Below are 11,209 nucleotides of genomic sequence, written 5' to 3' on the forward strand. Positions count from 1 at the left end.
ACCTTGCCACGCAGGTAAGGTCAATAGCCCAGGCCGGCTCGCTTCAACTCCAGCCCATATTGCCCCATGGCGATGCGGTATTTGTTGATCTGGCCCGCCTGCAGGTTCAGTCGCGTGCTGCGTTGGTCCTCGACACCCGGGGCGCAGCCGGGCATTTGCCCGGGCAGCAGGCGCAGGCGCACGTCCACCGGGCCGGGCGGCAGGTTGAACGAGGTGGACTGCTCCTGGAACACGCGCCCGGAGAGCTGGTCGTTGAGGTAGATGCCGATTTCGCAACTGGTGGCCACTTCCAGACGCTCCCGGGAAATGATCAGCACGCTGTAGTCCGAGTTGCCCTCGGCGCTGGCCGGTGGCACTGCAGCCAGCGTGCTCAATAGCCCGACGACGCCCAATGCTGCCCTGAACATGAAGAATCTCCTGCTTGCCTGATCATCAAAGGCGCAGCTTGGCCGACGCGCGCGCGGATTTCCACCCCGGCTGGTGTCGGCAAGTCTTGACCTTGCCCCGATGGCAAGCTTGAGACTTGTGGAAAACCCGAAGGAGGTAACCCCCATGCAAGTGTTCAATGTACAAGGCATGACCTGTGGCCATTGCGTGAAAGCCGTGACCCGGGCGGTGCAGGAACAGGATGCCGCGGCCAAGGTGGAGGTCGATCTGGCGGCCAGGCAGGTACGGGTGCAGAGCGAGTTGGCTCAGGAGCAGATCCTCACGGCCATTCGCGATGAGGGTTATCAGGCCGACGTAGCCTGATCAGGCTATGCGCTGAACTCTGTAGGAGCGGCCTTGTGCCGCGATGGGCCGCAAGGCGGCCCCAGGATATTGGCATCGATGCATGACTTGCTGGGGCCGCTTTGCGGCCCATCGCGACACAAGGCCGCTCCTACAGGGGCCGCGCCAGGGCCTGTATTGTTGCAAATGTTTTCATGTCGATAGGGCCCGCAGCAGGTAGAATCGAGCACTTGCTTAGCCTGCTATGGATTCCTGATGAACCTGCGAATGGTGCTCATCCTGGGCGCACTCAGTGCGTTCGGGCCCTTGGCGATCGACTTCTACCTGCCTGCTTTCCCGGCCATGGCGCAGGCGTTCGCCACCGATGAAAAACACGTCCAGGCCACTTTGGCCGCCTACTTCCTTGGCCTGTCCATCGGGCAACTGGCCTACGGGCCGGTGGCTGACCGCTTTGGCCGACGCAAGCCGCTGATGTTCGGGGTGACCCTGTTCACCCTGGCGTCACTGGCCTGTGCCTATGCCCCCAACCTCGATACCCTGGTGCTGGCGCGGTTTGTCCAGGCGTTGGGCGGTTGCGCCGGGATGGTGCTTTCGCGGGCCATCGTCAGTGACAAGTGCGACCCGGTGGCCTCGGCCAAAGTGTTCTCGCAGCTGATGCTAGTCATGGGCCTGGCGCCAATCCTGGCACCGATGCTGGGCGGGGTGCTGGTGAACGTGGCCGGCTGGCAATCGATCTTCCTCGCCCTGAGCCTGTTCAGTGCCGGCTGCCTGCTGGCGGTCAGCCTGGGCCTGCCGGAAAGCCTGCCCGAGCACATACCGCGGCAACCGCTGTCTGGCGCCATGCGCCAATACTTGCGTCTGTTCGCTGACCGGGTGTTCGTCGGCCATGCCCTGACCGGTGGTATCGCCATCGCCGGCATGTTTGCCTACATCGCCGGTTCACCTTTCGTGTTCATCAAGCTCTACGGCGTGCCGGCCGAGCATTACGGCTGGTTGTTCGGCACCAATGCCGCCGGCTTCATCCTGGTGGCGCAGGTGAATGCACGCTTGCTGGCCAAGCGCGGGCCGGCGTTTCTGTTGGCGCGTGCGGTGTGGCTGTACCTGGCTGCGGGCTTGGTGTTGCTGGCCGTGGCGGCAATGCGGCCAACACAGCTGTGGCCACTGCTGGTACCGCTGTTCGTCTGCATCTCCAGCCTTGGCTGCATCATCCCCAACGCCTCTGCCTGTGCCATGAGCGGGCAGGGGGCGCGGGCCGGCAGTGCCTCGGCGCTGATGGGCTGCCTGCAGTTCAGCGTTGCCGCCGGCGCAGCAGCGCTGGTCGGGCTGCTGCATGATGGCAGTGCGGTACCGATGGCGCTGGTGATCAGCCTGTGCGGGGCGCTGGTGGTCAGTGTCGCGCTGCTGACCCGACGCTTGCCGGCCAAGGCTCCCGCATAAGCGGGTGAGGTGCATGCAGGCGGGTTTCCAGCGTGGCGACGAAGGCACGCGCCTCGGCCTCGCTGCGGAAACTGACCACGTGTTGATCGAGCTGGACCTGCCAGGGGCAAGCGGGGTTTCGGCTCGACGCACTGACGACAATTTTCATCGCGGCATACCTCCAAAGGGGGAGAGCGGATGAAGTGTAGCGCTGCACCTTCTGCCCGCCATGACCTGCATCAGTGTCCTGACTGACGGTCGGCAAGAATGTTTTCTACATGTTTTTTCCTGCTTGGGGTGCAATGCCCGCAAGCACGTGGAACCTTCGCTTTGGCTTGCGCTACTTGTGGAAATTGGTTGTCGGCCGCGTCCGAAGTTGCATCCGGTGTTTTTTCCGCCTGTCGTTCCCGGGCTCCTGCCATGTGTGCCGGGCTGCTTGCCCACGCGGTCCGGGCAGCTTTCACGCACTGCTTCACTGCTTGCCATGGGTAGGCATACCCAGTGGTATTTTGCCTGTGGCACCACTGCGCGGCGCTGCCTGAATGGCGTTTTTTGCGGCTTATACTGGCGAACCAGGCCAGTGCCAGCGAGAGGCGCTTCCCTGCCAAGGGTGGCCATCGCATCCACACAGTGAACTTGCAGGGAGTTACAGGGACATGAACGCAGCCAGCAGTATCAGCCAGATTGCCAGCCTGATGGCCGACCCCAAGCGCAGTGCCATGTTGTGGGCATTGATCGATGGTACGCCGCGGCTGGCCAACGAGCTCGCGGTAATGACAGGCCTGACCTCGTCATCGGCCTGCGCTCATCTTTCGTTGTTGTCGTCGGCCGGTTTGCTCCGGCACGAAGCGCGGGGGCGCAAGCGCTACTTCCGGCTGGCCACCCCGCAAGTCGGGGCAGCGGTGGAGGCCCTGGCCAGTGTCCAGTTGGAGAGTGCCAGGGGGGAGCGGGCCAAGGCACCGGTATCACCGCTGCCCATGTCGATACGCAGGGCGCGTCGCTGTGGCGATCACCTGGGTGGGGAACTGGCCGGTGAGCTGTATCACCGTCTGGTGGTGGCCGGCTGGCTGGAGGGTAGTGGTCGGCAGTTGATGGTAAGCGAAGAGGGGCGGACGCAGCTGGCTTTGGTCGGGGTCTACATCGATGCCTTGGCGCCGCACCAGCAACGTGGCTGCGTGATCTGCCGCTGCACCGAGTGGAACGACCAGGGGCCGCACCTGGGCGGCGTGCTGGGGCAGGCCTTGTTCCGGCTGTTCCTGCAATCTGGCTGGATGCGCGAGGCCGAGGACTCGCGGGCATTGCATATTTCTGCGTTGGGTATCCAGCAGATCAATCGCATTGCCCGCGTGCCGACGTTGCAGGTAGGTTGACGGCGCCACAGATATGTCGCCGTCAGGTCATTCAGGCCAGCCGGGCATCCAGGCTGTTCTGGGCCAGTCGACGGGCCTGGTCTTCGGTCATGCCCAAATGGGTGTACAGGGCGTGGAAGTTTTCGGTGACATAGCCGCCGAAGTAGGCCGGGTCGTCAGAGTTGACCGTGACCTTCACGCCGCGCTCGAGCATCTCGAGGATGTTGTGTTGGCTCATGTGGTCGAACACGCACAGCTTGGTGTTCGACAGCGGGCACACCGTGAGCGGGATCTGCTCGTCGATGATGCGCTGCATCAGGCGCTCGTCCTCGATGGCGCGCACACCGTGGTCGATACGCTTGACCTTCAGCAGGTCCAGGGCTTCCCAGATGTACTCGGGCGGGCCTTCCTCGCCGGCATGGGCAACGGCGACCAGGCCTTCGCTGCGGGCGCGGTCGAACACTCGCTGGAACTTGCTCGGTGGGTGCCCCATTTCCGAGCTGTCCAGGCCAACGGCGATGAACGCATCGCGGAATGGCAGGGCCTGGTCGAGGGTTTTCTGTGCTTCATCTTCGCTGAGGTGGCGCAGGAAGCTGAGGATCAGGCCACTGCTGATGCCCAGTTGCTCGCGACCGTCCTTCAACGCCTGGTTGATGCCGTTGAGCACCACCTCGAAGGGGATGCCGCGGTCGGTGTGGGTCTGTGGGTCGAAGAACGGTTCGGTGTGGATCACGTTCTGCGCCTTGCAGCGTTGCAGGTAGGCCCAGGTCAGGTCGTAGAAGTCCTGCTCGGTGCGCAGCACGTCGGCGCCTTGGTAATACAGGTCCAGGAACTCCTGCAGGTTGTTGAAGGCATAGGCACCGCGCAAGGTCTCCACATCGGCCCAGGGCAGGGCGATCTTGTTGCGCTCGGCCAGGGCGAACAGCAGCTCGGGCTCCAGCGAGCCTTCCAGGTGCAGGTGCAGTTCGGCCTTGGGCAGGGCGTTCAACCAGTCATACATGGTGGGTCATCTCAATCAGGTACGGTTGCCGCCATTCTACAGAGCCTTGCCGGGCATTGCGCCCGGCCAGGCTGCGACCTGGTGAATCACCAGACCAAGGGTTCGCCCTTGTAGTTGATGAAGCGCAGGCCGCCGTTGCCGCTTTGCGCCTTGATCTGTTCAAGCATGCCGCGGGTGCTGGTCAGCACGTCGATCTCGGCGTTTTCACCGCCCATGTCGGTTTTCACCCAGCCCGGGTGCATGGCCAGCACGCACAGGTCGGGGCGTTGTTGCTCGACGACGAAGCTGTTGATCATCGAGTTCAGGGCCGCCTTGCTGGCCTTGTACAGGCAGATTTCGCCGCCATCGGGGATGGTCACGCTGCCGAGGATCGAGCTCATGAAGGCCAGCACGCCGCTGCTTTCGCGTACCTGACCGACCAGGCGGCGGGCCACGCGGATTGGCGCCACGGCGTTGGTCATGAAAAGGTCGCCGATGTCCTTGTTCTGCACTGTCTCCAGGTCTTGCGGCAGAGGCCCCATGACCCCGGCGTTGATGAACACCAGGTCGAAGACTTGGTCTTGCAGGCGTTGCTTGAGGCCATCGAGCTGGGCCGTGTCGTTCATTTCCAGCTGTTCGATGCGCACGCCGGGCACGTCCGCCAGGGCGCCGGGCTGCTGCGGGTTGCGCACGGTGGCGGTGATGTTCCAGCCGTCTTCCTGGAGGCGTTGCACCAGGCCCAGGCCTAGCCCGCGCGAGGCGCCGATGATGAGTGCGGTTTTTGCGTTAGCCATTTGGATGCGCTCCGTGATCGGTTCGAAGAAGGATATTGAGGATAATGCACTGTGGTGCCGAGCGCCTCGTGGTGGGCTGTACGAAAAATCACCAGTTGCGTCAGGCCCTTGTACGGCGTGGCCTTCGGCCTGTTGGCGCACGGGTTATCCACAAGCTGGTCCACAGTTATTGTGTGCAAGCGCAGATTGCTTGCGGGGGGTACGCAGGCTGGGGACCTGGGGATAACCTCAGGAGCATCAACGGTTTGCGGCTGTCATCAAATGGTGATCAAAATATGATCAAGCCTCTGTAGCCCTTGATTAATGCTGCCTGCAAGCGAATGCCCCAAGCTTATCCACAGGCCGGCCCACAGTTGTTGTGGGCAATGTTCAACGTGCTTCGAGCAGAATGCGCCCGCGGCTCAAGTCGGCCAACTGCTGCTGAATTTGCGCCAGATGGGTGTCGCCGAGTGCAATCAGCAGGTCCACGCCATTGGCGGTGAATTGTTCGTCCAGAACCAGGCCGTCAACCTCTGCCAGGCGCAGCTTCACCAGTGCCAGTTCGCTGAAACTGCAACTGCAGGTGAATTCGCTGCGCTGCACCAGAAGCCGCTTGGGTGCCTGTTGCAGGCATTTGTTTGCGCCGCCGCCGTAGGCCCTGGCCAAGCCGCCAGTTCCCAGCTGAATGCCGCCGTACCAGCGGATTACCAGCACCACCACCTGGTCGCAGTCCTGCGCCTCGATGGCCGCGAGGATTGGCCGCCCCGCGGTACCGCCAGGTTCGCCGTCATCGCTGCTGCGGTACTGGGCGCCAAGCTTCCAGGCCCAGCAGTTGTGGGTGGCGGCCAGGTCGCTGTGGCGTTCGATGAAACTCATCGCGTCGGCGGCACTGCTGATCGGCCCGGCCAGGGTGATGAAGCGGCTTTTGCGGATTTCCTCGCGGTACTCGCAGAGGTCGAGCAGGGTAGAAGGCATAAATGACGATCAGGCAGCCGGCTTGATGCCGCAGCCCTTCAAAATGATGTGGATAAGATTGTTGCTCGCGTCTTCCATGTCCTGCTTGGTCAGGCGGCTGCGGCCGGTCACCTGGCAGATCTGGGTGGCGAAGTCGGCGTAGTGCTGGGTGCTGCCCCACAGCAGGAAGATCAGGTGCACCGGGTCGACCGGGTCCATCTTTCCGGCTTCGATCCAGGCCTGGAACACCGCGGCCCGGCCGCGGAACCATTCGCGGTAGTCGGCACTGAAGTATTCGCTCAGGCAGGTGCCGCCGCTGATCACTTCCATGGCGAAAATCCGCGAGGCTTGCGGGTTGCGCCGGGAGAACTCCATCTTGGTGCGGATGTACTGGCTCAGGGCTTCGCCCGGATCGTCGTCGACGCTCAAGGCGTTGAAGGTGCTGTCCCACAACTCGATGATGTTGCTGAGTACGGCAATGTACAGGCCCAGCTTGTTGGTGAAGTAGTAATGCAGATTGGCCTTGGGCAACCCCGCCTTGAGGGCGATGGTGTTCATGCTGGTGCCCTTGAAACCATGGCGGGCAAACTCGTCTTCGGCGGCCTGGATAATGGCCTGTTCGTTCTTCTGGCGGATGCGGCCCGCGGGCTTGCCCGAGGCGGAGAGGCGATGCGCAGGGACTTCTAGGGTCATGGACGATTCCGTACGGGTCAGTGGCTGCGGCTGTCGGACAAGATTACCTGCCTGTGCCGAAGTGACAAGCGTTTGCGGCACAGACTGGCATCAGCGTGTCGCAGCCAGGCTTTCGAGGAAGCTTTCCAGTACCAGGTTCGGCCGCCGGCCCTTGCGCGTTACCCAGCTGAGACTCAGGTCATAGAAGCGTTCCCGGGGCTTGAGGGCACGCAAGCGGCCTTGCTGCACCCAGAACGTGGCGTAGTGGTCTGGCAGGTAGCCGATGTAGCGCCCGGTAAGGATGAGAAACGCCATGCCTTCGCGGTCCGAAGCACTGGCCGTGCAATTCAGTGCCTGGTAATGCGCCTGGATTTCGGCCGGCAGGCGGAAGGTGGGGGTGATGGCTTCCTGGCTGTTGAGGCGGTCGTCGTCGATCTGCTGGTCATCGGCATAGAACAGCGGGTGGCCGACTGCGCAGTACAGCAGTGAGCGCTCACTGTACAGCGGCTGGTACTCGAGGCCCGACAGCGGGCTGGTCTGCGGCACCACGCCGACATGCAGGCTGCCATCGAGCACACCGTGCTCGACCTGGCTGGGTGCGATCATGCGGATCTGGATGCGCACATCGGGGCCGCGGTCCTTGAGCTCGGCCAGGGCATGGGTAATGCGCATGTGCGGCAGCGTCACAAGGTTGTCGGTCAGGCCAATGTTCAGCTCTCCACGCAAATGCTGGTGCAGGCCGTTGACCTCGGTGCGGAAGCTTTCCAGGGCGCTGAGCAGTTGCAGCGCCGAGTGGTAGACCTCGCGGCCTTCCTCGGTCAGTGAGAACCCGGCGCGGCCGCGCTGGCACAGGCGCAGGCCGAGGCGTTGCTCGAGGTCGTTCATCTGCTGGCTGATGGCCGAACGGCCAATGCCCAGCACGTTTTCGGCGGCCGAGAAACCGCCGCACTCTACGACACTGCGGTAGATCTTCAGCAGGCGGATGTCAAAATCGCTGACTTGGGCGAGTGGATCGGGGCGTCGGCTCATTAGTTTAGTCAGGGCCTGTCTGAAGATTAGAAATGTTGGCTTTTCCAGACTTTATCGCCGTGCCAATTTAGCTGCAACAACATCCATCGTTGCCTAATCGTCTTCCGAGGAACCGCCGATGAACATGCCCGAAACCGCCCCCGCCGGTATCGCCAGCCAGCTCAAGCTGGATGCGCACTGGATGCCCTACACCGCCAACCGCAACTTCCAGCGCGACCCACGCCTGATCGTGGCGGCCGAAGGCAGCTACCTGTTCGACGACCAGGGGCGCAAGATCTTCGATGCCCTGTCCGGTTTGTGGACCTGCGGCGCCGGGCACACCCGCAAGGAAATCACCGAAGCGGTGGCTCGCCAGATCGGCACACTGGACTACTCCCCGGCCTTCCAGTTCGGCCACCCGCTGTCGTTCCAGCTGGCCGAGAAGATCACCGAACTTACCCCGGGCGACCTGAACCATGTGTTCTATACCAACTCCGGTTCCGAGTGTGCCGACACCGCGCTGAAGATGGTGCGTGCCTACTGGCGTCTGAAAGGCCAGGCGACCAAGACCAAGATTATCGGCCGTGCTCGCGGCTACCACGGCGTGAACATCGCCGGCACTAGCCTCGGTGGCGTCAACGGTAACCGCAAGCTGTTCGGTCAGCTGCTGGATGTCGACCACCTGCCTCACACCGTGCTGCCGGTCAACGCCTTCTCCAAAGGCATGCCGGAGGAGGGTGGTATCGCCCTCGCTGACGAGATGCTCAAGCTGATCGAGCTGCACGACGCCTCCAACATCGCTGCCGTGATCGTCGAGCCGCTGGCAGGTTCGGCTGGTGTTCTGCCGCCGCCGAAGGGTTACCTGAAGCGCCTGCGTGAAATCTGCACCCAGCACAACATCTTGCTGATCTTCGACGAAGTGATTACCGGCTTCGGCCGCATGGGCGCGATGACTGGCTCCGAAGCCTTCGGCGTGACCCCGGACCTTATGTGCATCGCCAAGCAGGTGACCAACGGCGCCATCCCGATGGGCGCGGTTATCGCCAGCAGCGAGATCTACCAGACCTTCATGAACCAGCCGACCCCGGAGTACGCCGTGGAATTCCCGCACGGCTACACCTACTCGGCCCACCCGGTAGCCTGCGCCGCCGGTATCGCCGCGCTGGACCTGCTGCAGAAGGAAAACCTGGTGCAGGCCGCCGCCGAGCTGGCGCCGCACTTCGAGAAGCTGCTGCATGGCGTGAAGGGCACCAAGAACATCGTCGATATCCGCAACTACGGCCTGGCCGGCGCGATCCAGATCGCTGCCCGCGACGGTGATGCCATCGTGCGTCCGTACGAAGCGGCGATGAAACTGTGGAAGAAAGGCTTCTATGTACGCTTCGGTGGCGACACCCTGCAGTTCGGCCCAACCTTCAACACCACGCCGCAGGAACTGGATCGCCTGTTCGACGCAGTAGGCGAAACCCTGAACCTGATCGACTGATCTTTCCGATTCTGATGCCTGGCGCGTGAACGCATCGCGCGCCTGCCTCAACCTTCTTTATCTGGAGTTTTGCATGAGCATTGTTCAGCACCTGATCCATGGCGAACTGGTTACCAAGGGTGAGCGCACCGCCGATGTCTTCAACCCGTCCACCGGCCAGGCCGTGCGCAAAGTCGAGTTGGCCAGCCGCGCGACCGTGCAGGAAGCGATCGATTCGGCCAAGGCTGCCTTCCCGGCCTGGCGCAACACCCCACCGGCCAAGCGCGCCCAGGTGATGTTCCGCTTCAAGCAACTGCTGGAGCAGAATGAAGCACGAATCTCGCAGATGATCAGCGAAGAGCACGGCAAGACTCTGGAAGATGCTGCCGGCGAACTGAAGCGTGGCATCGAGAACGTCGAGTTCGCCTGCGCCGCGCCGGAAGTACTGAAAGGCGAGTACAGCCGCAACGTTGGCCCGAACATCGATGCCTGGTCCGACTTCCAGCCACTGGGCGTGGTTGCCGGTATCACCCCGTTCAACTTCCCGGCCATGGTGCCGCTGTGGATGTACCCACTGGCCATCGCCTGCGGTAACGCCTTCATCCTCAAGCCTTCCGAGCGCGACCCGAGCTCGACCCTGTTCATCGCCCAGTTGCTGCTGGAAGCCGGCCTTCCGAAGGGTATCCTCAACGTGGTGCATGGCGACAAGGAAGCGGTGGATGCGCTGATCGAAGCGCCGGAAGTGAAGGCCCTGAGCTTCGTCGGTTCGACTCCGATCGCCGAGTACATCTACGCTGAAGGCACCAAGCGCGGCAAGCGTGTGCAGGCCCTGGGTGGTGCGAAGAACCACGCGGTGCTGATGCCGGATGCCGACCTGGACAATGCCGTGAGCGCACTGATGGGGGCTGCCTATGGTTCGTGCGGCGAGCGTTGCATGGCCATTTCGGTGGCGGTGTGCGTGGGTGACCAGGTGGCAGACGCCCTAATTGCCAAGCTGGAACCGCAGATCAAGGCACTGAAGATTGGGGCCGGCACCTCGTGCGGCCTGGACATGGGGCCGCTGGTGACGGCTGCTGCCCGTGACAAGGTGGTGGGCTACATTGATGACGGTATTGCTGCTGGCGCCAAGCTGGTGGTGGATGGCCGTGGCTTCCGTGTGGCCGGTAATGAGGATGGCTACTTCGTCGGTGGCACCCTGTTCGACAAGGTGACCCCGGAGATGCGCATCTATAAGGAAGAGATCTTCGGCCCGGTGCTGTGCGTAGTGCGTGTGAACAGCCTGGAGCAGGCCATGCAACTGATCAACGATCATGAGTATGGCAACGGCACCTGCATCTTCACCCGTGACGGTGAAGCGGCGCGCCTGTTCTGCGACGAGATCGAAGTGGGCATGGTCGGTGTGAACGTACCGCTGCCGGTGCCGGTGGCCTACCACAGCTTTGGTGGCTGGAAGCGCTCGCTGTTCGGTGACCTGCATGCCTATGGTCCGGACGGTGTGCGCTTCTATACCCGTCGCAAGGCGATTACCCAGCGCTGGCCGCAGCGGGCCAGCCATGAGGCTTCGCAGTTTGCGTTCCCTAGTTTGTAAGGGATGAAGCAGAAGCGGGGAGGCCGACAGGCCTCCCCGCTTTGTTTTTGGGGTTTGGTGTTTTGGCTTTTGGTTGTCGTGTGCGTCAGGGCGGCTATGGGCCTGTCTTGAGATGGCATTGGCTTTGAGAGGTGCCTGTCTTGGGTTTTCTGGCGCCTGTGAGATCGAGCGCCGCCCGCGCGGCGCTTCGCAGCACAAGGCTGCTCCTACCGTTTGTTTCGGGCCAATTATTCCTGTGAGAACGGCACGCGACCGCCTTGGCGTCCACCTCGATGT

12 protein-coding genes are annotated in these 11,209 nt (G+C 62.7%); 5 read left to right on the forward strand and 7 right to left on the reverse strand.

Translation table 11 applies throughout. The features are described from left to right. Positions 1-20 precede the first annotated feature (20 nt). Complete coding sequence (locus ACK56M_RS03675) at positions 21-407, reverse strand: hypothetical protein (RefSeq protein WP_061303955.1); 387 nt, start codon at positions 405-407, stop codon at positions 21-23. A gap of 145 nt (positions 408-552) precedes the next feature. On the opposite strand from ACK56M_RS03675, the gene ACK56M_RS03680 reads away from it, so the two are divergent. Beyond that, complete coding sequence (locus ACK56M_RS03680) at positions 553-750, forward strand: heavy-metal-associated domain-containing protein (RefSeq protein ID WP_015268835.1); 198 nt, start codon at positions 553-555, stop codon at positions 748-750. A 234-nt stretch (positions 751-984) separates the two neighbouring features. Next, positions 985-2,166 carry a multidrug effflux MFS transporter gene (locus ACK56M_RS03685; RefSeq protein WP_015268836.1) on the forward strand — a complete coding sequence of 394 codons (1,182 nt, stop codon included), beginning with the start codon at positions 985-987 and terminating at the stop codon, positions 2,164-2,166. Here the strand turns inward: ACK56M_RS03685 and ACK56M_RS03690 are convergent. After that, positions 2,117-2,314 (reverse strand): hypothetical protein, encoded by a 198-nt coding sequence (locus ACK56M_RS03690; protein WP_015268837.1) that lies wholly within the window; start codon positions 2,312-2,314, stop codon positions 2,117-2,119. The genes ACK56M_RS03685 and ACK56M_RS03690 overlap by 50 nt on opposite strands. A 487-nt stretch (positions 2,315-2,801) precedes the next feature. Here ACK56M_RS03690 and ACK56M_RS03695 point away from each other — a divergent pair, with 487 nt between their 5' ends. Next, positions 2,802-3,515 (forward strand): ArsR/SmtB family transcription factor, encoded by a 714-nt coding sequence (locus tag ACK56M_RS03695; protein WP_013970739.1) that lies wholly within the window; start codon positions 2,802-2,804, stop codon positions 3,513-3,515. 31 nt (positions 3,516-3,546) lie between these two features. Here ACK56M_RS03695 and ACK56M_RS03700 read toward each other — a convergent pair whose 3' ends face one another. The 5 genes from ACK56M_RS03700 to ACK56M_RS03720 form a co-directional block, all read right to left on the reverse strand. Continuing rightward, positions 3,547-4,494 (reverse strand): adenosine deaminase, encoded by a 948-nt coding sequence (locus ACK56M_RS03700; RefSeq protein WP_013970740.1) that lies wholly within the window; start codon positions 4,492-4,494, stop codon positions 3,547-3,549. Positions 4,495-4,580: 86 nt separating this feature from the next. Beyond that, positions 4,581-5,267, reverse strand: coding sequence for an SDR family oxidoreductase (locus ACK56M_RS03705; RefSeq protein ID WP_015268838.1), 687 nt, complete (start codon positions 5,265-5,267; stop codon positions 4,581-4,583). Positions 5,268-5,636: 369 nt separating this feature from the next. Beyond that, positions 5,637-6,221 (reverse strand): IMPACT family protein, encoded by a 585-nt coding sequence (locus tag ACK56M_RS03710; RefSeq protein WP_015268839.1) that lies wholly within the window; start codon positions 6,219-6,221, stop codon positions 5,637-5,639. Positions 6,222-6,230: 9 nt separating this feature from the next. Continuing rightward, positions 6,231-6,893 carry a TetR/AcrR family transcriptional regulator gene (locus ACK56M_RS03715; RefSeq protein ID WP_003257076.1) on the reverse strand — a complete coding sequence of 221 codons (663 nt, stop codon included), beginning with the start codon at positions 6,891-6,893 and terminating at the stop codon, positions 6,231-6,233. A gap of 90 nt (positions 6,894-6,983) precedes the next feature. Beyond that, on the reverse strand, positions 6,984-7,901 hold the full coding sequence (locus ACK56M_RS03720; RefSeq protein ID WP_013970743.1) for a LysR family transcriptional regulator: 918 nt from the start codon (positions 7,899-7,901) through the stop codon (positions 6,984-6,986). 118 nt (positions 7,902-8,019) lie between these two features. Here ACK56M_RS03720 and ACK56M_RS03725 point away from each other — a divergent pair, with 118 nt between their 5' ends. Together ACK56M_RS03725 and ACK56M_RS03730 are read left to right on the forward strand one after the other, a co-directional pair. Beyond that, entirely contained in the window at positions 8,020-9,366 is a 1,347-nt protein-coding gene (locus tag ACK56M_RS03725) for an aspartate aminotransferase family protein (protein WP_013970744.1), read from the forward strand. Positions 9,367-9,439: 73 nt separating this feature from the next. Next, positions 9,440-10,933, forward strand: coding sequence for a CoA-acylating methylmalonate-semialdehyde dehydrogenase (locus tag ACK56M_RS03730; RefSeq protein WP_015268841.1), 1,494 nt, complete (start codon positions 9,440-9,442; stop codon positions 10,931-10,933). Positions 10,934-11,209 lie beyond the last annotated feature (276 nt).

The sequence above is a fragment of the Pseudomonas sp. s4 genome, assembly GCF_046764235.1.
Lineage (GTDB): Bacteria > Pseudomonadota > Gammaproteobacteria > Pseudomonadales > Pseudomonadaceae > Aquipseudomonas > Aquipseudomonas asiatica.

What these genes read in the sequence shown, in the direction of transcription:
- ACK56M_RS03705 (WP_015268838.1), bottom strand. Translation starts at nt 5,267, where the DNA reads ATGGCTAACGCAAAAACCGCACTCATCATCGGCGCCTCGCGCGGGCTA.
- ACK56M_RS03720 (WP_013970743.1), bottom strand. Translation starts at nt 7,901, where the DNA reads ATGAGCCGACGCCCCGATCCACTCGCCCAAGTCAGCGATTTTGACATC.
- ACK56M_RS03700 (WP_013970740.1), bottom strand. Translation starts at nt 4,494, where the DNA reads ATGTATGACTGGTTGAACGCCCTGCCCAAGGCCGAACTGCACCTGCAC.
- ACK56M_RS03680 (WP_015268835.1), top strand. Translation starts at nt 553, where the DNA reads ATGCAAGTGTTCAATGTACAAGGCATGACCTGTGGCCATTGCGTGAAA.
- ACK56M_RS03675 (WP_061303955.1), bottom strand. Translation starts at nt 407, where the DNA reads ATGTTCAGGGCAGCATTGGGCGTCGTCGGGCTATTGAGCACGCTGGCT.
- ACK56M_RS03715 (WP_003257076.1), bottom strand. Translation starts at nt 6,893, where the DNA reads ATGACCCTAGAAGTCCCTGCGCATCGCCTCTCCGCCTCGGGCAAGCCC.
- ACK56M_RS03685 (WP_015268836.1), top strand. Translation starts at nt 985, where the DNA reads ATGAACCTGCGAATGGTGCTCATCCTGGGCGCACTCAGTGCGTTCGGG.
- ACK56M_RS03690 (WP_015268837.1), bottom strand. Translation starts at nt 2,314, where the DNA reads ATGAAAATTGTCGTCAGTGCGTCGAGCCGAAACCCCGCTTGCCCCTGG.
- ACK56M_RS03710 (WP_015268839.1), bottom strand. Translation starts at nt 6,221, where the DNA reads ATGCCTTCTACCCTGCTCGACCTCTGCGAGTACCGCGAGGAAATCCGC.
- ACK56M_RS03695 (WP_013970739.1), top strand. Translation starts at nt 2,802, where the DNA reads ATGAACGCAGCCAGCAGTATCAGCCAGATTGCCAGCCTGATGGCCGAC.
- ACK56M_RS03730 (WP_015268841.1), top strand. Translation starts at nt 9,440, where the DNA reads ATGAGCATTGTTCAGCACCTGATCCATGGCGAACTGGTTACCAAGGGT.
- ACK56M_RS03725 (WP_013970744.1), top strand. Translation starts at nt 8,020, where the DNA reads ATGAACATGCCCGAAACCGCCCCCGCCGGTATCGCCAGCCAGCTCAAG.